Origin of the sequence: Serratia sp. 2C06 (assembly GCF_050037615.1) — a bacterium.
In the GTDB taxonomy this organism is placed as follows: domain Bacteria; phylum Pseudomonadota; class Gammaproteobacteria; order Enterobacterales; family Enterobacteriaceae; genus Serratia; species Serratia ureilytica.
The window spans coordinates 2,756,588-2,778,712 of sequence record NZ_CP188299.1 but is presented as its reverse complement, the minus strand read 5'-3'; the positions used below and the strand labels follow the sequence as shown (position 1 = coordinate 2,778,712).

Genomic DNA, 22,125 nt, shown 5'->3' with positions numbered 1-22,125 from the left:
ACTCCGTTGTTATTGTTATCAGGGGGCCCGACGCAACCGCTCCGCCGGCAGGGTCAGTACGACGGCCTCAGCGGGCCGGCAGCACGCACAGCATTTCAAACAGCAGATTGGCCGCCAGCAGCGCCGTATTGCCGGAACGATCGTAAGGCGGCGACACCTCCACCACGTCGCCGCCAATCAGGTTCAGCCCACGGCAGCCGCGCACGATCTCCAGCCCTTGCCAAACCGACAGTCCGCCGACCTCCGGCGTGCCGGTGCCCGGCGCGAAGGCCGGATCCAGCCCGTCGATATCGAAACTGAGATAAACCGGCGCATCGCCCATCTGCTCGCGGATCTCCGCCATCAGCGGCGTCAGCGACCGATGCCAGCAAGCTTCGGCCGGCACCACGCGAAAGCCCTGGCGCCGTGACCAATCGAAGTCATCCGCCGCATAGCCGCTGCCGCGCAGACCAATCTGCACCACTTTTTCCGGCGCCAGCAGCCCCTCCTCAAACGCGCGGCGGAAGGTGGTGCCGTGCGCCAGCTGTTCGCCAAACATCTCCTCGTTGGTGTCGGAATGCGCATCGACGTGGATCAGCCCGACCGGGCCATGTCGGCGGGCGATGGCGCGCAGCACCGGCAGCGTCAGGGTGTGGTCGCCACCAAGCGTCAACGGCGTGCAGCCGTGCGCCAGGATCTCGCGGTAAGCCGCCTCGATGCGCCGTACGCTGTCCGCCAGGCTGTAGGGGTTAATGGCGACGTCCCCCAGATCGGCCACCTGCAGCCGTTCGAATGGGGCGGAGCCGGTGCCCATGTTGTAGGGGCGGATCATCACCGACTCCTGGCGGATCTGGCGCGGGCCATAGCGGGTGCCGCTGCGATTGGAGGTGCCGATATCCAGAGGAATGCCGACAAAGGCGGCGTCCAGACCACGCGCCTGATCGGCGGCGGGCAGGCGCATCATGGTGGGGAGACCGGCAAAGCGCGGCATGTCGTTGCCGCTTTGGGGTTGGTTCAGCATGGCGTTTCCTTGTCTTGGGCTTGCGATAAATTGAAACATTTAAGCAACATTCGCAGACTACCCCGTTGACCGCACCGGCTACCATTCCCGCTTTTGCATGTAAACATCGAAAAACACGATGTAACTAACCCATTGAAGCGTTGATTTTTATTTCAATCTCATGCCATAAGAAAGGCCATATCTTCAGCGCCGCGCCTATTTCTTCGATGTTAAAAATGGGTTAAGCGGCCGACGTTCTGCGGAGGGGGCGATGCTCACTAACCTAAGCGATATCGATCTGAAGCTGTTGCGGGTGTTCGTCGCGGTGGCGGAAGCCCAGGGCGTCAGCGCCGCACAGGAAACGCTGCTGATGAACCAATCTACCATCAGCACCCATCTGGCCTCGCTGGAAACGCGACTGGGTTTTCGCCTGTGCCAGCGCGGGCGCTCCGGCTTCCGGCTGACGCCAAAAGGGGAACGCATGCTGATCGCCTGCCGCTCCTTGTTCAACGCCGCCCGCGACTTCACCCGGGTCAGCCAGTCGCTGAACGGCCTGCTGACCGGCGATCTGCAAATCGGTCTGGTGGATAACCTGGTTTCACTGCCGGGCAACCCGTTCAGTCAGGCCATCAAGCACTTTCAGCGGCGCCACCAGGACGTGCAATTGCAGTGCCGCATCTGTTCACCGAACGAGATTGAACAAGGGCTGCTGCACCGGCAGCTCGATCTGGGCATCGGCTACTTTGGCCAGCAGTTGGAGGCGTTGCGTTATCAACCGTGGCTGGAGGAGACGCAGGCGATCTATTGCAGTGAGGATCACCCGCTGTTCGCGGTGGAAGAACCCGAGCGCAAGCAGATTGAAAACGCGCGCTGGGTCAAGCGCGGCTACCTGCTGGCGCACCAGCTGTGCCCGATCGCCCCGCCGCATCTGGCCGCGGTGGCCCACCACATGGAGAGCGTCGCCCATCTGGTGCTGAGCGGCACCTGTCTCGGTTATCTGCCCACCCACTATGCGGCGCGCTGGGTGGAGCAAGGGCTGCTGCGGCAGTTGGGCGGCGCAGCGCTCTCTTACCGCGCCACGCTCAGCCTGGTCAGCCGCCCCGTCCAACCCGACGAGGCGTTGAACGCGCTGTTGGAGGATTTGGCGCGCGCCGGCGAAAAAAAGCCCCGCATGTGCGGGGCCTGACGGACGTTAACTGACCGGCATGCGCGCCGGATCGGGATACTGGTATTCAAAACCCAGCTCGTTGCAGATGCGGTTGCCGTCCACCAGCCGCTCATCCTGTTCCGCTTCGTCGGCAAACTGCGGCGGCTCCAGGTGCAACTGCTCGGCCAGGGCCGGATAGAAATCGCGCTTGGCCGGATGACGCGGCGCGCACAGGTTGTACACGTGGCCGCCCTTGGGCAGCTTGAGCAGCAGTTGGATGGCGGCGATGACGTCGTCCTGATGCACCAGATTCACCCCCTGCGAGCCCCCCTTCACATCGAGCTTTCCCGCCAGGAAGCGGCCTGGGTGGCGATCGGCGCCCACCAGCCCCGCCAGGCGCAGAATGTCCACCGAGGTATTCGGCAGCTCGTGCAGCCAGCGCTCCAGCTCGGCCAATACCCGGCCGGACGGCGAGACCGGCCGCAGCGGCGACTCTTCGCGCAGCGTGCCGGCGGTTTCGCCATACACCGAGGTGGAACTGGTGAAGATCACCCGCGGCACGCCGAAAGCCATTGCGCTGTCCACCAGCATGCGCACCGCATTGAAATAATTCTCGCTGCCTTCGACGGTGCGGCGCGCGGGCAGCGTGACCACCAGCGCATCCACGCGCAGCAACGACGCCAGATCGTCCGGATCGCAGATCAATTCCGGCGTCAGCTCCAACTGATAACATTCGATGCCGCTCATCCGCGCGGCCTCGACGCCGTCCGGCGTGGTTTTGCTGCCGACCACGTCGTACCCGCGGCCCATCAGCGACAACGCCAGCGGCATGCCCAACCAACCCAGACCAATAATGGCTACCTTTTTCATCCTCTTCCTCTCCTGAAGATCGCAGCGCCCTGCCCTTAAGGCTACGCCACTGCGCGCGGCGATACAATCTGACCGGCTTAAGGTTAGGTAAAGCCGTGTGTGGCTAATAACTCAACCTGTTTCAATAAATTAAATTTATGACGATAAAAAAGAGTTGCACGGCGGACAGCGGATAGTTTAGCTTAATTGCCATACGGTTTTTTACCGACTTTTGCTGAGAGAAAACACCATGACACGCGTTCAGTTCAACCACCATCATCACCATCACCCTGACTAGTCTTTCAGGCGATGTGTGCTGGAAGACGGTTTGTTAATCTTCCAGTGGCGCGCAGAACGCAAGAGAGAGCCCTCGGAAGATTTCTTCCGAGGGTTTTTTTTTGGCTCCGGACAGACAGAAAAGAATAGTTTTTACAATAAATTCATAAAATTACAGATTAAACAGAGGTTACCATGCTGGACAAGACACGTTTACGGATCGCAATGCAGAAGTCGGGCCGCCTGAGCGATGAATCCCAGGAATTGCTGGCGCGCTGCGGCATCAAGATTAACCTGCAGCAGCAGCGTCTGATCGCCTTCGCCGAAAACATGCCGATCGATATCCTGCGCGTGCGCGACGACGACATTCCGGGTCTGGTGATGGACGGCGTGGTCGATCTCGGCATCATCGGCGAGAACGTGCTGGAAGAAGAGCTGCTCAGCCGCCGCGCACAGGGTGAAGACCCGCGCTACTTCACCCTGCGCCGCCTCGATTTCGGCGGCTGCCGCCTGTCGCTGGCCACCCCGCTCGACGCCGAATACGCCGGCCCGCAAAGCCTGCAGGACGCCCGCATCGCCACTTCTTACCCGCACCTGCTGAAGCAATACCTCGACAAACAGGGCGTGCGCTTCAAATCTTGCCTGCTGAACGGCTCGGTGGAAGTGGCGCCGCGCGCCGGCCTGGCCGACGCCATCTGCGATCTGGTCTCTACCGGCGCCACGCTGGAGGCCAACGGCCTGCGCGAAGTGGAGGTGATCTACCGCTCCAAAGCTTGCCTGATCCAGCGCGACGGCGAAATGCCTGAAGCCAAACAGCAGCTGATTGACCGCCTGATGACCCGCATTCAGGGCGTGATCCAGGCGCGCGAATCCAAATATATCATGCTGCACGCGCCGAGCGAGAAACTGGACGAGATCGTCGCGCTGCTGCCGGGCGCCGAACGCCCGACCATTCTGCCGCTGGCCGGCGCGCAGAACCGCGTGGCGATGCACATGGTCAGCAGCGAAACCCTGTTCTGGGAAACCATGGAAAAACTGAAAGCGCTCGGCGCCAGCTCGATTCTGGTGCTGCCGATTGAAAAGATGATGGAGTAACGCCATGTCGACCTTCAACACGCCGATCGATTGGGCGACGTGCAGCGCCGAACGCCAGGCCGAGCTGCTGATGCGTCCGGCGATCGCCGCTTCTGACAGCATCACCCGCACGGTCAACGAGATCCTCGACAACGTGAAGGCCAACGGCGATCGGGCGTTGCGCGACTACAGCGCCCGTTTCGACAAGGCGGAAGTCTCGGCGCTGCGCGTCAGCGCCGAGCAGATCGCCGCCGCCGCCGCGCGGTTGGGCGACGACATCAAACAGGCGATGGCGGTGGCCGTCGCCAACGTGGAAACCTTCCACAACGCGCAGCGACTGCCGCCGGTGGACGTCGAAACGCAACCGGGCGTGCGCTGCCAGCAGGTGACCCGCCCAATCGACTCGGTGGGCCTGTATATTCCCGGCGGATCGGCGCCGCTGTTCTCCACCGTGCTGATGCTGGCGACGCCGGCGCGCATCGCCGGCTGCCGCCGGGTAGTGCTGTGCTCGCCGCCGCCGATCGCCGATGAGATCCTGTATGCGGCGCAGCTGTGCGGCGTGCAGGAAGTGTTTCAGGTCGGGGGCGCGCAGGCGATCGCCGCCCTGGCGTTCGGCACCGAAAGCGTGCCGCGCGTGGCGAAGATCTTCGGGCCGGGCAACGCCTTCGTGACCGAAGCCAAGCGGCAGGTCAGCCAGCGCCTTGACGGCGCGGCCATCGACATGCCGGCCGGTCCTTCAGAAGTGCTGGTGATCGCCGACGCCGGCGCCACCCCGGCGTTTGTCGCTTCCGATCTGCTGTCGCAGGCCGAGCACGGCCCGGATTCGCAGGTGATCCTGCTGACGCCGGACGCGGCGATGGCGCAGGCGGTGGCCGACGCGGTGGAAAGCCAGCTGGCCGAGCTGCCGCGTGCCGAGACCGCCCGCCAGGCGCTGGCGAGCAGCCGCCTGATCGTGGCGCGCGATCTGCCGGAGTGCGTGGCCATCAGCAACCGTTACGGCCCGGAGCACCTGATCATTCAGACCCGCAATGCGCGCGATCTGGTGGAAAGCATCACCAGCGCCGGTTCGGTGTTCCTCGGCGACTGGTCGCCGGAGTCCGCCGGCGATTACGCCTCCGGCACCAACCATGTGCTGCCGACCTACGGCTACACCGCCACCTGCTCAAGCCTTGGGCTGGCCGATTTCCAAAAACGCATGACGGTGCAGGAGCTGACGCCGCAGGGCTTCAGCAACCTGGCCGCCACCATCGAGACGCTGGCTGCCGCCGAGCAGCTGATCGCCCACAAGAACGCCGTGACCCTGCGCGTCGCCGCCCTGAAGGAACAAGCATGAGCATCGAAAAACTGGCGCGCGCCAACGTTCGCGAGCTGACCCCTTATCAATCAGCGCGCCGCCTCGGCGGCAAGGGCGACGTATGGCTGAACGCCAACGAATACCCGATCGCCCCGGAATTCCAGCTGACCGCGCAAACCTTCAACCGCTATCCGGAGTGCCAGCCGGCGCAGGTGATCGAACGCTACGCCGCCTATGCCGGGGTCAAGAAAGAGCAGGTGCTGGTCAGCCGCGGCGCCGATGAAGGCATTGAGCTGCTGATCCGCGCCTTCTGCGAGCCGGGCAAAGACGCCATTCTGTTCTGCCCGCCGACCTACGGCATGTACGCCGTCAGCGCCGAAACCTTTGGCGTGGAGCGCCGCACCGTAGCCGCCAAAGAGGACTGGCAGCTGGATCTGCCGGCCATCGCGGACAGCCTGGACAACGTGAAACTGATCTACGTCTGCAGCCCGAACAACCCGACCGGTAACCTGATTGACCCGGACTCTCTGCGCAGCCTGTTGGAGCTGGCCAAAGGCAAAGCGATCGTCGCGGTGGACGAAGCCTATATCGAGTTTTGCCCGCAGGCCTCGGTGGCCGGGTGGCTGAGCGACTATCCGCACCTGGCTATTCTGCGCACGCTGTCGAAGGCCTTTGCGCTGGCCGGCCTGCGCTGCGGCTTTACGCTCGCCAACGAAGATCTGATCGCCCTGCTGCTGAAGGTGATCGCGCCTTACCCGCTCTCGACGCCGGTGGCGGATATCGCCGCGCAGGCGCTGAGCGAAGAAGGCATCCGCACCATGCGTCAGCGCGTCACCGACATCGCCGCCACCCGCAGCTGGCTGCAGCAACAGCTGGAGAAATGCGCCTGCGTCGAGCAGGTTTTCGCCAGCGACAGCAATTACCTGCTGGCCCGCTTCACCGCCTCAAGTAATGTGTTTAAAAGCTTGTGGGATCAGGGCATTATCTTACGAGACCAAAACAAACAGCCCGGGTTGTCCGGCTGCCTGCGCATCACCATAGGCACCCGCGACGAATGTCAACGCGTGGTGGACGCCTTGTCCACCCTGCCCGGTGCCAACCAGACTCGCCAGGAGCCAATGTGAGCCAAAAAATCCTCTTTATCGATCGTGACGGCACGCTGATCGCCGAGCCACCGGAAGATTTCCAGGTTGACCGCCTGGACAAGCTGGCGCTCGAGCCAGACGTGATCCCTTCCTTGCTGGCGCTGCAACAGGCGGGGTATCAGCTGGTGATGATCACCAATCAGGATGGGCTCGGCACCGCCAGTTTCCCGCAGGAAACCTTCGATCCGCCGCACAACCTGATGATGCAGATCCTCAGCTCGCAGGGCATTCAGTTCGCCGATGTGTTGATCTGCCCGCACCTGCCGGCGGACAACTGCGACTGCCGCAAGCCGAAGACCGCGCTGGTGAAGGGTTACCTCGAACCCGGCGTGCTCGATACCGCCCACAGCTACGTGATCGGCGATCGGCCGACCGACGTGCAGCTGGCAGAAAACATGGGCATTCAGGGGCTGCGCTACCAGCGCGGCGTGCTGGGTTGGAAAGAGATCGTGCGCCAGCTGACCCTGCGCGACCGTCATGCGCGGGTTAACCGCGTGACCAAAGAGACGCAGATCGATGTCAACGTCTGGCTGGATCGCGAAGGCGGCAGCAAAATCAAAACCGGCGTCGGCTTCTTCGACCACATGCTGGATCAGATCGCCACCCACGGCGGCTTCCGCATGGAGATCGACGTCAAAGGCGACCTGTATATCGACGATCACCACACCGTAGAGGACACCGGCCTGGCGCTGGGCGAAGCGTTGAACAAGGCGCTGGGCGACAAGCGCGGCATTGCCCGCTTCGGCTTCGTGCTGCCGATGGACGAGTGTCTGGCGCGCTGCGCGCTGGATATCTCCGGCCGCCCGCACCTGGAGTACAAGGCCGAGTTCAACTATCAGCGCGTCGGCGATCTCAGCACCGAAATGGTCGAGCACTTCTTCCGCTCGCTCTCCTACACCATGGGTTGCACGCTGCACCTGAAGACCAAAGGCAAAAACGACCACCACCGGGTCGAAAGCCTGTTCAAAGTGTTTGGCCGCACGCTGCGCCAGGCGATCCGCGTCGAGGGCAATACCCTGCCGAGCTCGAAAGGAGTGCTGTGATGAACGTGGTGATTTTGGATACCGGCTGCGCCAACCTGGCCTCCGTCACCTATGCGGTGCGGCGCCTGGGCTATCAGCCGGAAGTGAGCCGCGATCCGGAGATCGTGCTGCGCGCCGACAAGCTGTTCCTGCCGGGCGTCGGCACCGCGCAGGCGGCGATGGATCAGCTGCGCGAACGCGATCTGATCGAACTGATCAGGGCCTGCACTCAGCCGGTGCTGGGCATCTGCCTCGGTATGCAGCTGCTGGCGGCCAGCAGCGAAGAGAACGGCGGCATAACGACGCTCGGCCTCATCGATACGCCGGTAAAGCAGATGACCGACTTCGGCCTGCCGCTGCCGCACATGGGTTGGAACCAGGTATCCGCGCAGGCGGGCCACCATCTGTTCCGCGGCATCGATGACGGCGCCTACTTCTATTTCGTTCACAGCTATGCGATGCCGATATGCCCCAGCACCATCGCTCAGGCGAACTACGGCGAGCCCTTCACCGCCGCCGTGCAAAAAGACAACTTCTTCGGCGTGCAGTTTCATCCAGAACGTTCTGGAGCGGCCGGCGCGCAACTGTTGAAAAACTTTCTGGAGATGTAGGCAGCATGATTATTCCGGCTTTGGATTTGATCGACGGCAACGTGGTGCGTTTGCATCAGGGCGATTACGGCCAACAGCGCGACTACGGCAACGATCCGCTGCTGCGCCTGCAGGACTATCAACAACAGGGCGCCCAGGTGCTGCACCTGGTCGATCTGACCGGCGCCAAAGATCCGGCCGCGCGCCAGATCCCGCTGCTGCGCAAGCTGTTGGCGGGGGTTAACGTGCCGGTGCAGGTCGGCGGCGGCATCCGCAACGAGCAAGACGTCAGCGCCCTGCTGGAGGCCGGCGCCACGCGCGTGGTGATCGGCTCCACCGCGGTGAAACAACCGCAGTTAGTGCAAAGCTGGTTCGAACGCTACGGCGCCGACGCGCTGGTGCTGGCGCTGGATGTGCGCATCGACGCGCAGGGCGTGAAGCGCGTGGCCATCAGCGGCTGGCAGGAAGATTCCGACGCCACGCTGGAACAGGTGGTAGAGCAGTTCCTGCCCTACGGGCTGAAACACGTGCTGTGCACCGACATTTCGCGCGACGGCACGCTGGCCGGTTCCAACGTGGCGCTGTATCAGGAGATCAGCCGCCGCTATCCGCAAGTGGCCTTCCAGGCCTCGGGCGGCATCGGCAATCTGGACGACATCGCCCAGTTGCGCGGCAGCGGCGTTGCCGGCGTGATCGTCGGGCGCGCCCTGCTGGAAGGTAAATTTAGCGTTGAGGAGGCGATTGCATGCTGGCAAAACGGATAATCCCGTGTCTGGATGTTAAAGACGGGCAAGTGGTGAAAGGCGTGCAGTTCCGCAACCACGAAATCATCGGCGACATCGTGCCGCTGGCGCAGCGCTATGCGCAAGAAGGCGCGGACGAGCTGGTGTTTTACGATATCACCGCCTCGAGCGACGGCCGGGTGGTGGACAAAAGCTGGGTGTCGCGCGTGGCGGAGGTGATTGATATTCCGTTCTGCGTCGCCGGCGGCATTAAAAGCGCCGAGGACGCCAGCCAGATCCTGTCTTTCGGCGCCGACAAAATCTCCATCAACTCACCGGCGCTGGCCGATCCCGACCTGATTAGCCGTCTGGCGGATCGCTTTGGCGTGCAGTGCATCGTGGTGGGCATCGATACCTGGTTCGACAGTGAAACCGGCAAATACCACGTCAATCAATATACCGGCGACGAGAGCCGCACCCGCGTCACCCAGTGGGAAACCCTCGACTGGGTGCAGGAAGTGCAGCGCCGCGGCGCCGGTGAGATCGTGCTGAACATGATGAACCAGGACGGCGTGCGCAACGGTTACGATCTGCAGCAGCTGCGTCGGGTGCGCGAGGTCTGCAAAGTGCCGCTGATCGCCTCCGGCGGCGCGGGCACGATGGAGCACTTCCTGGAAGCGTTCCGCGATGCGGACGTCGACGGCGCGCTGGCGGCATCGGTGTTCCACAAACAAATCATCAATATCGGCGAACTGAAAAGGTTCCTGGTCGAACAAGGCGTGGAGATTCGCGTGTGCTGACAGAACAACAGAGAAACCAGCTGGACTGGGAGAAAACCGACGGCCTGATGCCGGCCATCGTGCAACACGCCATTTCCGGCGAAGTGCTGATGCTGGGTTACATGACGCCGGAAGCGCTGGCGACCACCGAGCAGAGCGGCAATGTCACCTTCTTTTCGCGCACCAAGCAGCGCCTGTGGACCAAAGGCGAAAGTTCCGGCCACTTCCTCAAGGTGGTCAGCATCACGCCGGACTGCGATAACGACACGCTGCTGGTATTGGCCAACCCGATCGGCCCGACCTGCCACCTGGGCAACAGCAGCTGCTTCCATCCGGCCGCCAGCGACTGGACGTTCCTCTATCAGCTGGAACAGCTGTTGGCGGAGCGCAAGCATGCCAGCCCGGACAGCTCATACACCGCCAGCCTGTACGCCAGCGGCACCAAACGCATCGCGCAGAAGGTCGGGGAAGAAGGCGTGGAAACCGCGCTGGCCGCCACGGTCAACGATCGCGAAGAGCTGACCAACGAGGCCTCGGATCTGATCTATCACCTGCTGGTGTTGCTGCAGGACCAGGATTTGGATCTGAGCGCGGTGATCGGCCGGCTGCGCGAGCGGCATCAGAAAAAAGCGTGACATTAAATCACGCGCAATAAAAAAGCCGCCGGGCGTTAACCTCGGCGGCTTTTTTTATCGCTCAACGAGTGGGCTTATTCCATCCATTCGGTATGGAACACGCCTTCCTTGTCGATGCGTTTGTAGGTGTGCGCACCGAAATAGTCGCGCTGCGCCTGGATCAGGTTAGCCGGCAGCACCGCTGAACGGTAGCTGTCGTAGTAAGCGATCGCGGCGGAGAAGGTTGGCGTAGGGATACCGTTCTGCACGGCATAGGCCACCACGTCGCGCAGCGCCTGCTGGTACTCGTCGGCAATTTGCTTGAAGTATGGCGCCAGCAGCAGGTTGGCGATATCGGCATCCGCTGCGTAAGCGTCGGTGATCTTCTGCAGGAACTGGGCACGGATGATGCAACCGGCGCGGAAGATCTTGGCGATTTCGCCGTAGTGCAGATCCCAGTTGTTTTCTTTGGACGCGGCTTTCAGCTGAGAGAAGCCCTGCGCGTAGGATACGATCTTGCCCAAATACAGCGCGCGGCGCACTTTCTCGATGAACTCGGCTTTGTCGCCGGTGAACGGCGCCACTTTCGGCCCGGTCAGCACTTTAGACGCGGCAACGCGCTGATCTTTCAGCGAGGACAGGTAGCGTGCGAACACCGATTCGGTGATCAGCGACAGCGGTTCGCCCAGATCCAGCGAGCTCTGGCTGGTCCACTTGCCGGTGCCTTTGTTGGCGGCTTCGTCCAGGATCACATCGACCAGGTATTTACCCTCTTCGTCTTTCTTGGTGAAGATGTCTTTGGTGATGTCGATCAGGTAGCTGTTCAGCTCACCCTTGTTCCACTCGGCGAAGGTTTCGGCCAGCTGCTCGTTGCTCAGGTTCAGCGCCTGCTTCAGCAGAGAATAGGCTTCGGCAATCAGCTGCATGTCGCCGTATTCGATGCCGTTGTGCACCATCTTCACATAGTGGCCAGCACCGTCAGCGCCGATATAAGTCACGCAAGGCTCGCCTTCCGCAACCGCAGCGATTTTCTCCAGGATCGGCGCTACCAGCTCGTAAGCTTCTTTCTGGCCGCCAGGCATGATGGAAGGCCCTTTCAGCGCGCCCTCTTCACCGCCGGAAACGCCGGTGCCGATGAAATTGAAGCCCTGGTCGGACAGTTCGCGGTTACGACGGATGGTGTCCTGATAGTAGGTGTTGCCGCCATCGATCAGGATATCGCCCTTGTCCAGGTGCGGAGTCAGCGAGGCAATGGTTTTATCCGTCGCTTCGCCCGCTTTCACCATCAGCAGGATGCGGCGTGGTTTTTCCAGCGATTCAACAAACTCTTCAACGGTGTAATACGGCGCCAGGTTTTTGCCCGGGTTCTCAGCGATCACTTCGTCAGTCTTGTCGCCAGAACGGTTGAAAATGGAAACGGTGTAACCACGGCTCTCGATGTTCAGCGCGAGGTTGCGGCCCATTACCGCCATGCCGACAACGCCGATTTGTTGCTTGGACATTTAGGAACTCCTGTCTGAGATAATTACTACATTGTAATCATATAGTTATACAACATAGTAGGGATGCATTGCTTTATTGTACATGATTATTCCTAAGCATGTACCTATCGCAGCCATAACAATCTTTACAAAATCACGCACAGTTGGCAGTTCTGTATACGCCCTGAGCTCATTGCTACATTACCGGTAACATTGCAGAAAAGAAAAGGTTCGGATGTGCGGTCTGCCGCATCATGTCAACGGTTAAAAATCAACCAGAATATGTGGACCAAGATGAGGATACCGCATCGCCGAACCTGCTCCATACCCTCGGAAGAAACCATCCAATGACGCGCCACGCTTGCATTTTGGCCTGTAATCCTACAATTCCTAGCAATTGCACATATCTCATTTGAATATGTCACCACTGGTTACTAGGAACAGACTGAAACCCTGAAAATCCAGAGGCATTACAAGTGATTTGGTGGTAGGATAATAAAGGTTTTCTAGCCTATTTTTGCTGAAAATAGTTTCAGCATATAAATGAAAACTGACAACCCCACCCTCTATTGGTTCTCGCTTACCAAGGGCGGTAGCGTGCTTTTTTAGGCTGAAAACGCTTATGCAGAGCAATGTCCAGCCTAAAAATCAGGCAATCTGTATGCAGGGAATTCAGTGTTCACTTCTGTTTCATCGAGAAATGCGGTGTTTTTTTGCCGAAGTGAACGCATCGAAAAACAGAAGAAAATCTTATATATCACTAATATGTTCCCCGGCATTACAGTAAGATAGAAACACGCTGGACAATAGCCCGCGGTAATACCATGCAGGTTGCGCGGGAATGAAACAGATTCTGTTTACGATGTGAAAATCTCCGAGAGAAAATGTTGGCGTATTTTCCATGGAGTGCTTACGGAAACGTGTGTTTAGCCCTATAGCTATTTTCACACCCTCCGTCATATCAATAACGCATCCGTTCTACATGATTATATTGCGAAGAAAGTTAAACCATGACGTCAAAAAAGTTAATCAATAGCCTAGGTGTTAAATGAATATTTTCTCTATTCTTGTTAAGACTTTTTATCGGTGTCTTCATACACTTGCCACCAATAAGAATCTTGTTATTTCACTTTCTAAACGGGAAATCGGCAGTAAATACAAAGGGTCATTTATCGGGCTTCTTTGGTCGTTTATTAACCCAGTATTGATGATGGTGATTTATACCTTCGTTTTCAGCGTTGTATTCAAAATTCGCTGGAGTGCTGGAGTCGATTCCAAAGGAGAATTTGCGTTAGCATTATTCATCGGTTTGATTTTCTTCGGGCTTTTTTCTGAATGCATTAACCGCGCTCCCTATTTGATCGTCAGTAACGTCAACTACGTCAAAAAGGTTGTCTTCCCGGTTGAAACACTCCCCATTGTTTCACTCTGCACAGCTTTATTCCAAATGGTGATTAACTTCGTCGTTTGGTTGCTGTTCTATGTCGCTATCGTAGGGATCCCTACGTGGCACATTCTATGGCTACCCGTCATCATCGCACCGTTCCTTATGATGGTTCTGGGCGTATCCTGGTTCCTTTCTTCGCTTGGCGTTTACTTGAAAGATATCGCTCAGGTTATTGGCGTGCTTACCATGATTCTGATGTATCTTTCGCCGATCTTCTATCCGATCTCCATGTTGCCTGACGCATATCACATCTTCATGCAACTCAGTCCATTGACTTATGTCATTGAGCAAGCGAGGGATTGCATGATGCTGGGCAAAAATATCGCCTGGGGGAGCTGGGGCATTTACACCCTTATCTCTTTCGTCATCATGCTGTTAGGTTATGGTTGGTTTATGTTCACGCGTAAAGGGTTTGCTGATGTCATCTGAATTCGCAATTTCAGTCAAAAATATTTCGAAACGCTTTGAAATGTATGCAAATCCTAAGCATCGTTTGTACCAAATGCTTTCTTTAGGCCGCCGTACATTCTTCAAAGAGTTCTGGGCGCTAAACGGCGTTTCTTTTGACGTTAAGCGCGGTGAAACGCTTGGCATTTTGGGCCGTAATGGCGAAGGCAAAAGTACCCTGCTGCAAATTATTGCCGGCACCTTGACAGCCACCTCGGGCAGCGTTGAGGTCAATGGCAAACTGGCTGCGCTGCTGGAACTCGGCGCTGGCTTCAATCCTGAGTTTACCGGCCGTGAAAACGTTTATCTGAGCGGCATCATTCTTGGTATGACGCACAGTGAAATGGAACAGAAATTCCCTGAGATCGAAGCCTTTGCCGACATAGGCGAACATATCGATCAGCCGGTCAAAACCTACTCCAGCGGGATGTATGTGCGTTTGGCCTTCGCCGTTCAGGCTTGCATTAAGCCCGAAGTGCTCATCGTAGACGAAGCGCTGTCGGTCGGTGATGAGAAATTCCAACGCAAATGCTTCGATTATATCGAATCGCTGCGCGCGCAAGGGTGTTCAATCATCCTGGTGACGCATTCCACGTCGACCGTGGAGAAGTTTTGCCAGCGAGCCATTTTGTTGCGAAAAGGCCGGGTAGAAGCCATTGGCAGTGCCAAAGAAATCATCGACCAATACCATGCCCTGCTGTACTCAGATGAAAAAACTTACCTGCGCTATCTGAACAACATTGCTAAAAACACCAATCAGTCCATCAACGCGCCCCTGAAAGAAAGCCAGGACGGCGTCGCCGCCGCCCATGAGGCCTCCATCGCGGAACAAGCCGAGATACAAGCTGAAAGCGAACTGACCAGCGGTGCCCTTATTGAAAGTTGGATCATCAAAGATGCCCACGATCAGCCTTGCGATCTATTCCGCGTAGGTGAAAAAGCCATCATCAGCTTCGATATCAGCGTATTTGGGCCGATAGAAGAGCTGCAAGCCGGCTTGGTCATTAAGACCGTTGAAGGTATTACGGTATTTGGCACCAGCACCTTATACCATAAGAAGAATATGCATAACGCCAAAGGCGGAGATGTTCTTAGGGCAACGTTTGAACTTGACCTGGCACTGTGCGAAGGCAGCTATTTTATTTCACTCGCTATCGCCAACGCCATCAGCCACGCCGATATGTCCTATCTTGATAAGAAAACCGACGTGATCGTCCTTAAGGTTATAGAGCCTCGCACGACAATGTCAGGTATTGCCGCATTGCCTGTTTCTTTATCACTCGAAAAGTGGTCAGGAGAGCATGAATAAATCAATACTTATCATAACTCAGTATTACTCAATCGGTGGGTTGGAAACCTATATCAACACTCAGGTAAAGGATCTGGTCGCCCACGGTTACCAGGTTCATCTTATGTACGCCGTTGTCGCAGACCCGTCATTACTCCCTGACGGGTTGAGCTCGTGCCATGAAAATATTCATTTAAGCAACGGCTCTATCGAACAACTCGTTCAAGGCGTAGACCTGATACGACAGGTTATCAAAGAAAAAGGCATCGATGTCATTCATGTGCATCCTTTTGACTGCATTTTCCCTGCCGTTATCGCCGCAGACTGCGAAAAAATACCGTCGCTATTAACATTGCACGGCCCTCTGTCGCTGCAGCATTTTACTCGGAATATTTATAATCAGGCGTTGGCCATTTATTTTCTCAAAACGCTACATACCATATTTTGCGTTTCGCAGGAAACGGCGGATCAATTGGCGGAGATCATAGACCACCCCTCGGTGATGATCGTTCCTAACCTGATAGACACCGCCCAAACGCATCCCGCTATCACGGATGAGACTGTTGAGAAAAGATGGCTTATCGCCAGCAGGCTGGATGAGGATAAATCCGCAGGGATTATGAAGTTCATTGACTTCGCCAGCCGCTGCCAAATGATTCATGGTATTGATATTTACGGTACCGGTAGTGATGAAGACACTATAAAAACCTACGTTAGCGATAATAACTTCAACGAATGGGTTGGTTTCAAAGGCGTTGTCAGTGACATCCCTTCCGTCATGCCGCAATACGCGGGGTTTGCCGGCATGGGCCGCGGAGTACTGGAAGCCGGCATTAGCCAGCTTCCGGTGTGTCTGGTTGGCTACGACGGCATTAAAGGCATTCTGGACGATGAAACCTTTAAACATGCCGCTTACTGTAATTTCTCAGGCAGAAATCTGGCCAATGCCGAAGAAGATGTGCTTCAAGAGCAATTTGCCACCGCTCGTCCCCTGCCCCCAGACTTGCTTATTGAATACCAGAGCGATGGCCGTTGGAGCCAAATCCTCGAGAATATGGTTCTCCCGGACAAAGAGCGATACGACAACGGTGATTCGCTGCAACTCTACCAGCAGCTGTGTAAGGCACCATCATCACAGGAAAACGAAAGTTTTTTGATCGCGAATGCCTTTACTGTCGCTATATTTAAAACGCTAGCAAACCAACTGATCGCCAACAGTATCAAGATCAACGCTCATGATGATAGCGTGAAAGAGACCGTCAAAATGGAAGATAAAGCGAGCCAGGCTCCCCTGGACACCCCTGTTAATGCTAATGCAGCAAGTTCAGGGAATGATGTCATCGCCAAGTTAGCTGCGTTGGAAGAACAGAATCTCTCTTTGCAGAATGACGTTAAATCGTTAGTACAACTCCTGACATCGGTAGCGGCAAAACAAGAAGACTATTTCAGAACTTTGCCTCACGCGGTTGCACCGAGTGCAGGGCAAAAACTTCGATATTTGGTTCAGGTTGCCGTTCAATCACTGACCAGAGCGGACAAACGCTATGAACTGGCCAAAACTCTTTATTGGAGACTGCCTGAGTCTGTCAGGCTAAAACTACAGACCCAGCGGCACCGTTACGTTCAAAAACACTTCGAGCACGCTTGCAATAGCGCGATGACGGATACCTCTGCCCCTGAAGACATTCCAGACTGGGTCGCAGCGGTAAACCAATCAGAGAAAGTCGTCTTCATTCCATGCAGCTTCGAATTCGATGAGCTGGTGAACCAACGGCCAATCAACGCGGCAAAATATTTCTCGGAAAAAGGCTATCAGGTTATCTTTATCGCCTGGCAATGGACGCCACAGGAAACGTTGTCGAAAGGTTGTTCGCAAGTCTGGAACAATGTCTATCAGGTTCCGCTGTATGATTTTGTGAAATACACCCGTCAGTGTCATCTGCATGACAAAACCGCGTTCTTTGTCATCACGATGCCGGCGAAAGTCTTCCTCACTCCGCTCTATGAGTTTAGAGCGCAAGGCTGCAACATCATCTATGACATTATGGATGAATGGGAATGCTTCCATAAGGTCGGACAAGCTCCTTGGTACCAGAAAGAGATTGAAGAAACCCTCATTCTACAAAGCGATTACGTCTGTGGCGTTGCTCCATCACTGCGTGACAAATTTGCTTATCTTCGCAGTGATATTGAAGTAGTCGGTAATGGCTATTCCGAGAAGGTCTTGGGCGATACACGTAATATAGCGAAAGACAACGGCAACAAAGTGGGCTATTTCGGCCATCTAACGGACTCGTGGTTCGACTGGGATATCGTATTTAAATTAGCTGAACAATTCCCACAATATCACTTCGAGATCATTGGTTACGGTGAGCCTGAGTGGGTGGTCAATAAAGCGAAAAATATTGCTAACATCACACTGGTGGGCAAAGTAATGCCAAAAGACCTTCATCAATATGTCAAAGAATGGTCGATCGGCCTAATTCCATTCAAAAGTGGCGAGCTGGCTCAAGCGGTAGATCCGATCAAAATTTATGAGTACCTCTATTTTGGCTTACCAACTCTAGTGACCGGCATTGAGCATATTAAACGCTATCCGATGACCTATTTCTCTGACGGCAGCGACGTTGTCGATCTGTTTGAGAAAACAATCAATAGCGAGCGCCACTCTGACGAGTTGGAAACCTTCTTGCAAGAAACCACTTGGGCAGCCCGATTCGAAGAAATGGAGTTGAACACCCTGAAAAGAAAAGGAATTAGGGAGTTATATGCTTCGTAAAATAGCATTTATCTATCCTTGGGCGACGCATGGCGGTGTTGAGAAAGTCATGCTCACCCGTGCCCGTTTATTAAACGATATAGGCACCTATCAGATTGACCTTCTTTTTACTCATGATTCCGGTGCGGCGAAGGCGATCACCGCCGCACTCTCGGACTGTAAAAATGTCGATGTCAAAATCATCAACTTCGATTATTTATTAACGCAAAATTACAGCCTCATTTTTTGCATTGATTTCCCTGCGGCTCTGACATTTTGCCATACGCACAAATTGAAATACTTTGCGGAATGCCATACAGCCTATAAAGAAAACAGGGCTTACTTGAATAAAATTCCGGACAGTTGTTCGGCAATATTGTGCCCATCCGCGTTCTTTATGAAGCAGCTAGAGCCTGAATTGCACAAAAGTGCCTGTCCATTGTTATTGCTGCGTAATTTCGTTCCTTGGGATCATGTCTCTCAAGAACCGCATGCGATTCCCTCTCTGCCAACATGGTCGAGAAGACCTATTCTCTTCCTGGGACGGATGGACAAGCTAAAGAACCTGACTGAATTACTGGACGCATTCGTTATTTTAAAAGAACGACACGCGGAAAAATACATGCTAGTTCTGTGCGGCCCGCAGTCTTCTGAAATCAACACCAACGCCGAGCTGGAGAGCAGAAATCTAGTGGGCGACACCGTATGCTTGCCGCCAGTGCCATTCTTGAATGTGGACAAGCTGCTGTTGGCGATCTCTCAAGCCAACGGGATTTTTGTGTCGCCATCAACCGGAGAATCATTTGGCTTATCGGCTTCAGAAGCGATTTGTGCAGACGTCCCCGTTGTTTTGTCCAATATCGAAGCACATAACTATTTAGTTGCCACACGTGAAAATGAGTTTACTTACTCGTTGCATGATGCTCGCCAATTGTCAGAAAAAATAGCCTCTATATCTGACAATTATGCGCAATCTAAAGCATCACTTGCCGCTCTGAAAGAAAAATTTTCCGCCCATGCCTTTATGAACGATTGGGACGAATTGCTACGCAGAACCGAATAGCTATTCGATTACCACCTCCCCATACCGATTTTTATCGTCAGTATGGGGATATTAATTATTGAGACAACCATGTTAAAGAAAATTATGTGCGTTGTGGGTACTCGTCCGGAAGCGATAAAAATGGCGCCGGTGATCAAGGCACTTCATGCCTCCGGTGAATTCGACGTTTGCGTATTGGCGACGGCCCAACACCGAGACCTGTTGGATCAGGCTTTCCAACTTTTCGAAATTGAAGCCGATTATGATCTTAATGTCATGACACCTGGGCAAACATTGCCAGAGTTGACCGCGCGCCTGATGACCAGCATCGACCGAACTCTCGAAGAGGCAGCACCGGATTTGGTTATCGCACAAGGCGATACGACGACCGTCTTCGTGACGTCACTGGCCTGTTTCTACAAGAAAGTGCCTTTCGCTCATCTCGAGGCGGGGCTGCGTACACACGACCTCTATTCACCTTTTCCTGAAGAAGCAAACCGTATTCTTGCCGGACATTTAGCACGCTTGCATTTTGCTCCGACTGAAGTATCTAAAAGCAACCTCTTGCGCGAAGGCATTCCTGCAGAGCATATTCACGTTACGGGAAACACCGTGATTGATGCCTTGCTGACGACCGCACAAAAGACGTTTGATATCGGCGTCGATATTCCCCAAGACGCCCGGATGCTTCTTATCACTTCTCATCGCAGAGAGAACTTCGGCCAACCTATTGTCAATATCTGCAACGCAGCTCTTGAACTTATTGAAAAGTATAGTGATATCTATATTCTTTTCCCCGTTCATCCCAACCCAAACGTGCGCGAAGTCACGGATCGTCTGTTAAAAGACCACGAAAGAATTAAGCTGGTCAGCCCATTTGACTATGGCCCTTTCGTTGCCGCCATGAAGAATGCCTACCTGATTCTTTCCGACTCTGGCGGCGTGCAAGAAGAAGCTCCGGCCTTGGGCAAACCCGTTTTGGTCTTACGTCGTGATACCGAGCGCCCAGAAGCCGTCTCGGAAGGCGTGGTGAAATTAATCGGAACGGAACAAACGGACATCGTAAGAGAAGCGTCTTTGCTGCTTGATAGCCCTCAGGCCTATCAAGAAATGGCAAAAGGAAGCTCTCCTTACGGTGATGGTGAGTCCAGCCAGCGTATCGTCCGTATCGTCCGCAATTTCTTTACTGAACAATGCCAATGAAAATCGTCTATCTTTCAGCTGTTCCCTGGTTGAGCATAAGTCAGCGCCCTCATTTTTTCGCCAAATATGCGCTGACCCATGCCACCCAGGAACTTTTGTGGATTGAGCCTTATCCTAGTCGTTTTCCCACCCTCGCCGATCTGACCCCCGGCCGCCATGCCCCTGAACCTGCAGGATTGGATTTGATAGAGGGTCTGCAACTGGCTCGGTTGGGTTTTGTAGCCCCCGTGGAGCCGATACCTGCGTTGTTTAAGCTGCTCAACCAAGGGAAAATAAAGAAAATTATTGACGATATAAAGAATTTTATATCTGAAGATACCACTCTGGTTATCGGCAAACCCTGTCTGCTGGCCAACATGCTTATCAAGCAATTTAAATGGCGGCAAGTGTGGTATGACGCCATGGATGATTTCCCTTCGTTTTATTCTGGCCTATCAAAGAAAAACACGGCTAATCTTGAAAAAGAAATCGCCAGACAAGTTGACCGCATATTCTGTTCAAGTCATGCCTTAATTGAGAAATTTTCGTCTATCGCCCCCAGCAAAACTGAGTTGGTGTTGAATGCGTGTTCAGATGACATGCAGAAAATTCATATCCCGAAAGCATCGCATGAAAAAATCACATTTGGCTATATCGGCACAATCGCAAGCTGGTTTGACTGGAGGTGGGTGTTCGAGTTGGCCACTAAAAATCCGGAAGCAATCATAAACCTCGTAGGGCCAAGAAAAACCGGAATTCCGGAAAGCTTACCTCAAAATATCATCCTGGAACCCCCTATCCCACACCCCCAGGTAATGAAAAAAATATCCACATTTGATTATGTGATTATTCCATTTTTGCAGAACGACATTACTAAATATGTCGATCCTGTTAAGTTCTACGAATACAGGTTGGCAGGAAAAGCCATCCTATCGACTCCATTTGGCGAGATGCTATGGCATCACAAAGAAGAAGCCTACAATTCTGACACAACGCTAGGCATTACTATACCTGACAACACGCTAGTTTTTCCTTCACCTAAAAAACCAAACGACATCCCAAGATGGAGTGGACGATTCTCTCATGTCTTTACCGGCTATTGAAGATGAAAAATTTCTTACAATCTCATTAGTAATTTTCAAACCGAATCTTGTAGATTTAAGAAAAACCCTTGCCGCACTTGTTGAGACAAACGTTTTTAAAGCACGCGACTGTTATTTATTGGTTGTTGATAACTCGCCAACTACTGATCCTGCAGTCACTTCGCTAATTAAAGAGTTCCTTGACGTTATTCCCGGAAATTACATATCACGACCAGACAATCCTGGCTTTGGAGTGTCACATAATTTAAGCTTAGCTATTAAGTCAAAATACACCCTTATTTTAAACCCCGATTTAGAGATGGATAAAAATGCATTAGAGAATGCATTCTCCTTCATGGATGCTCACCCTGAATGTGGCTTAATTACGCCGTATGCAACCTGGGGGAGCGGGGAAACACAATATTTGTGTAAGCGATACCCTTCTGTATTTGTATATTTATTGCGTTTCTTTGCCTCGGTTAAAGGAAAGCGTTTTTTCAAAAGTTATCTTCGACGCTATGAAATGGCTGATACGCTAACGCCTCACGATGTTTATTTCGATCCGCCTATCGTGAGTGGCTGCTTTATGTTTTTCCGCTACAACGTACTGAAAGAATTATCCGGATTCAATCCTAAATTCTTTCTTTATTTCGAAGATTTCGATCTCAGCATCCGTACGGCAAAAATTACCAGAATAGCCTATGTCCCTGATGTCAAAGTCGTGCATTACGGTGGCCATGCGGCGCGAAAAGGCTGGGCGCATATTAAGCTATTTTCACGTTCAATGATTACTTTCTTTAATATTCACGGCTGGAAAATTTGGTAACTCCATAGCGAATAAGCTATGCGCCAATTACTGTCGGGTGAGCATGAAAATAACAAAATACATCATGCTCACCCACACGGT

The 22,125-nt window shown here is 54.5% G+C and carries 20 protein-coding genes and 1 other annotated feature; of the genes, 17 read left to right on the top strand and 3 right to left on the bottom strand.

Annotation, left to right across the window (positions count from 1 at the left end):
* Positions 1 to 67: 67 nt before the first annotated feature.
* Positions 68 to 1,000, bottom strand: a complete 933-nt coding sequence (gene speB, locus ACP3TA_RS13705) for an agmatinase (protein ID WP_033642489.1) — start codon at positions 998 to 1,000, stop codon at positions 68 to 70.
* A 250-nt stretch (positions 1,001 to 1,250) separates the two neighbouring features.
* Here speB and ACP3TA_RS13700 point away from each other — a divergent pair, with 250 nt between their 5' ends.
* Positions 1,251 to 2,165, top strand: coding sequence for a LysR family transcriptional regulator (locus ACP3TA_RS13700; protein WP_129993302.1), 915 nt, complete (start codon positions 1,251 to 1,253; stop codon positions 2,163 to 2,165).
* A gap of 6 nt (positions 2,166 to 2,171) precedes the next feature.
* Here ACP3TA_RS13700 and ACP3TA_RS13695 read toward each other — a convergent pair whose 3' ends face one another.
* Entirely contained in the window at positions 2,172 to 2,996 is an 825-nt protein-coding gene (locus ACP3TA_RS13695) for an SDR family oxidoreductase (protein ID WP_033642487.1), read from the bottom strand.
* A 229-nt stretch (positions 2,997 to 3,225) separates the two neighbouring features.
* Here ACP3TA_RS13695 and hisL point away from each other — a divergent pair, with 229 nt between their 5' ends.
* The 9 genes from hisL (at position 3,226) to hisIE (ending at position 10,512) form a co-directional block, all read left to right on the top strand.
* Entirely contained in the window at positions 3,226 to 3,273 is a 48-nt protein-coding gene (gene hisL, locus ACP3TA_RS13690; RefSeq protein ID WP_100396937.1) for a his operon leader peptide, read from the top strand.
* Positions 3,249 to 3,375 (top strand) — a sequence feature (His leader region). It overlaps the preceding gene by 25 nt.
* A 71-nt stretch (positions 3,376 to 3,446) precedes the next feature.
* Positions 3,447 to 4,346, top strand: a complete 900-nt coding sequence (gene hisG, locus ACP3TA_RS13685; protein ID WP_015377256.1) for an ATP phosphoribosyltransferase — start codon at positions 3,447 to 3,449, stop codon at positions 4,344 to 4,346.
* A gap of 4 nt (positions 4,347 to 4,350) precedes the next feature.
* Positions 4,351 to 5,658 carry a histidinol dehydrogenase gene (gene hisD / locus ACP3TA_RS13680; RefSeq protein ID WP_060659733.1) on the top strand — a complete coding sequence of 436 codons (1,308 nt, stop codon included), beginning with the start codon at positions 4,351 to 4,353 and terminating at the stop codon, positions 5,656 to 5,658.
* Complete coding sequence (gene hisC / locus ACP3TA_RS13675; protein WP_103101105.1) at positions 5,655 to 6,743, top strand: histidinol-phosphate transaminase; 1,089 nt, start codon at positions 5,655 to 5,657, stop codon at positions 6,741 to 6,743. The genes hisD and hisC overlap by 4 nt, the downstream gene beginning before the upstream one ends.
* Positions 6,740 to 7,807, top strand: coding sequence for a bifunctional histidinol-phosphatase/imidazoleglycerol-phosphate dehydratase HisB (gene hisB / locus ACP3TA_RS13670; RefSeq protein WP_015377254.1), 1,068 nt, complete (start codon positions 6,740 to 6,742; stop codon positions 7,805 to 7,807). Before hisC ends, hisB begins: the two co-directional genes overlap by 4 nt.
* Positions 7,807 to 8,397: an imidazole glycerol phosphate synthase subunit HisH gene (hisH, locus tag ACP3TA_RS13665; protein WP_021504315.1), complete on the top strand. Its 591-nt coding sequence runs from the start codon at positions 7,807 to 7,809 to the stop codon at positions 8,395 to 8,397. The genes hisB and hisH overlap by 1 nt, the downstream gene beginning before the upstream one ends.
* 5 nt (positions 8,398 to 8,402) lie before the next feature.
* On the top strand, positions 8,403 to 9,140 hold the full coding sequence (hisA, locus tag ACP3TA_RS13660; protein WP_033650627.1) for a 1-(5-phosphoribosyl)-5-[(5-phosphoribosylamino)methylideneamino]imidazole-4-carboxamide isomerase: 738 nt from the start codon (positions 8,403 to 8,405) through the stop codon (positions 9,138 to 9,140).
* Entirely contained in the window at positions 9,122 to 9,898 is a 777-nt protein-coding gene (gene hisF / locus ACP3TA_RS13655) for an imidazole glycerol phosphate synthase subunit HisF (protein WP_033642483.1), read from the top strand. Before hisA ends, hisF begins: the two co-directional genes overlap by 19 nt.
* A complete protein-coding gene (hisIE, locus tag ACP3TA_RS13650; protein WP_089194486.1) occupies positions 9,892 to 10,512 on the top strand; it encodes a bifunctional phosphoribosyl-AMP cyclohydrolase/phosphoribosyl-ATP diphosphatase HisIE in 621 nt (206 codons plus the stop codon). Before hisF ends, hisIE begins: the two co-directional genes overlap by 7 nt.
* A 74-nt stretch (positions 10,513 to 10,586) precedes the next feature.
* Here the strand turns inward: hisIE and gndA are convergent, their stop codons facing one another.
* Positions 10,587 to 11,993, bottom strand: coding sequence for an NADP-dependent phosphogluconate dehydrogenase (gndA, locus tag ACP3TA_RS13645; protein WP_004938815.1), 1,407 nt, complete (start codon positions 11,991 to 11,993; stop codon positions 10,587 to 10,589).
* A gap of 1,027 nt (positions 11,994 to 13,020) precedes the next feature.
* On the opposite strand from gndA, the gene ACP3TA_RS13640 reads away from it, so the two are divergent.
* The 7 genes from ACP3TA_RS13640 (at position 13,021) to ACP3TA_RS13610 (ending at position 22,044) form a co-directional block, all read left to right on the top strand.
* A complete protein-coding gene (locus ACP3TA_RS13640; protein ID WP_033642482.1) occupies positions 13,021 to 13,848 on the top strand; it encodes an ABC transporter permease in 828 nt (275 codons plus the stop codon).
* Positions 13,838 to 15,175, top strand: a complete 1,338-nt coding sequence (locus tag ACP3TA_RS13635) for an ABC transporter ATP-binding protein (protein WP_047572109.1) — start codon at positions 13,838 to 13,840, stop codon at positions 15,173 to 15,175. The genes ACP3TA_RS13640 and ACP3TA_RS13635 overlap by 11 nt, the downstream gene beginning before the upstream one ends.
* Positions 15,168 to 17,933, top strand: coding sequence for a glycosyltransferase family 4 protein (locus tag ACP3TA_RS13630; RefSeq protein ID WP_197665208.1), 2,766 nt, complete (start codon positions 15,168 to 15,170; stop codon positions 17,931 to 17,933). The genes ACP3TA_RS13635 and ACP3TA_RS13630 overlap by 8 nt, the downstream gene beginning before the upstream one ends.
* Positions 17,923 to 18,975 carry a glycosyltransferase family 4 protein gene (locus ACP3TA_RS13625; RefSeq protein WP_033642480.1) on the top strand — a complete coding sequence of 351 codons (1,053 nt, stop codon included), beginning with the start codon at positions 17,923 to 17,925 and terminating at the stop codon, positions 18,973 to 18,975. Before ACP3TA_RS13630 ends, ACP3TA_RS13625 begins: the two co-directional genes overlap by 11 nt.
* Before the next feature lie 69 nt (positions 18,976 to 19,044).
* On the top strand, positions 19,045 to 20,157 hold the full coding sequence (gene wecB / locus ACP3TA_RS13620; protein ID WP_206196200.1) for a non-hydrolyzing UDP-N-acetylglucosamine 2-epimerase: 1,113 nt from the start codon (positions 19,045 to 19,047) through the stop codon (positions 20,155 to 20,157).
* Positions 20,154 to 21,239 carry a glycosyltransferase gene (locus ACP3TA_RS13615; RefSeq protein ID WP_206196199.1) on the top strand — a complete coding sequence of 362 codons (1,086 nt, stop codon included), beginning with the start codon at positions 20,154 to 20,156 and terminating at the stop codon, positions 21,237 to 21,239. Before wecB ends, ACP3TA_RS13615 begins: the two co-directional genes overlap by 4 nt.
* A complete protein-coding gene (locus tag ACP3TA_RS13610; RefSeq protein ID WP_094143002.1) occupies positions 21,220 to 22,044 on the top strand; it encodes a glycosyltransferase in 825 nt (274 codons plus the stop codon). Before ACP3TA_RS13615 ends, ACP3TA_RS13610 begins: the two co-directional genes overlap by 20 nt.
* Positions 22,045 to 22,125: the final 81 nt, after the last annotated feature.

Excerpts from the sequence above, each read along its gene's own strand:
- ACP3TA_RS13630 (WP_197665208.1), top strand. The coding sequence starts at position 15,168 with ATGAATAAATCAATACTTATCATAACTCAGTATTACTCAATCGGTGGG.
- hisH (WP_021504315.1), top strand. The coding sequence starts at position 7,807 with ATGAACGTGGTGATTTTGGATACCGGCTGCGCCAACCTGGCCTCCGTC.
- hisC (WP_103101105.1), top strand. The coding sequence starts at position 5,655 with ATGAGCATCGAAAAACTGGCGCGCGCCAACGTTCGCGAGCTGACCCCT.
- speB (WP_033642489.1), bottom strand. The coding sequence starts at position 1,000 with ATGCTGAACCAACCCCAAAGCGGCAACGACATGCCGCGCTTTGCCGGT.
- ACP3TA_RS13610 (WP_094143002.1), top strand. The coding sequence starts at position 21,220 with ATGTCTTTACCGGCTATTGAAGATGAAAAATTTCTTACAATCTCATTA.
- ACP3TA_RS13695 (WP_033642487.1), bottom strand. The coding sequence starts at position 2,996 with ATGAAAAAGGTAGCCATTATTGGTCTGGGTTGGTTGGGCATGCCGCTG.
- ACP3TA_RS13640 (WP_033642482.1), top strand. The coding sequence starts at position 13,021 with ATGAATATTTTCTCTATTCTTGTTAAGACTTTTTATCGGTGTCTTCAT.
- hisG (WP_015377256.1), top strand. The coding sequence starts at position 3,447 with ATGCTGGACAAGACACGTTTACGGATCGCAATGCAGAAGTCGGGCCGC.
- ACP3TA_RS13700 (WP_129993302.1), top strand. The coding sequence starts at position 1,251 with ATGCTCACTAACCTAAGCGATATCGATCTGAAGCTGTTGCGGGTGTTC.
- ACP3TA_RS13625 (WP_033642480.1), top strand. The coding sequence starts at position 17,923 with ATGCTTCGTAAAATAGCATTTATCTATCCTTGGGCGACGCATGGCGGT.
- wecB (WP_206196200.1), top strand. The coding sequence starts at position 19,045 with ATGTTAAAGAAAATTATGTGCGTTGTGGGTACTCGTCCGGAAGCGATA.
- ACP3TA_RS13615 (WP_206196199.1), top strand. The coding sequence starts at position 20,154 with ATGAAAATCGTCTATCTTTCAGCTGTTCCCTGGTTGAGCATAAGTCAG.
- hisA (WP_033650627.1), top strand. The coding sequence starts at position 8,403 with ATGATTATTCCGGCTTTGGATTTGATCGACGGCAACGTGGTGCGTTTG.
- hisF (WP_033642483.1), top strand. The coding sequence starts at position 9,122 with ATGCTGGCAAAACGGATAATCCCGTGTCTGGATGTTAAAGACGGGCAA.
- gndA (WP_004938815.1), bottom strand. The coding sequence starts at position 11,993 with ATGTCCAAGCAACAAATCGGCGTTGTCGGCATGGCGGTAATGGGCCGC.
- hisD (WP_060659733.1), top strand. The coding sequence starts at position 4,351 with ATGTCGACCTTCAACACGCCGATCGATTGGGCGACGTGCAGCGCCGAA.
- ACP3TA_RS13635 (WP_047572109.1), top strand. The coding sequence starts at position 13,838 with ATGTCATCTGAATTCGCAATTTCAGTCAAAAATATTTCGAAACGCTTT.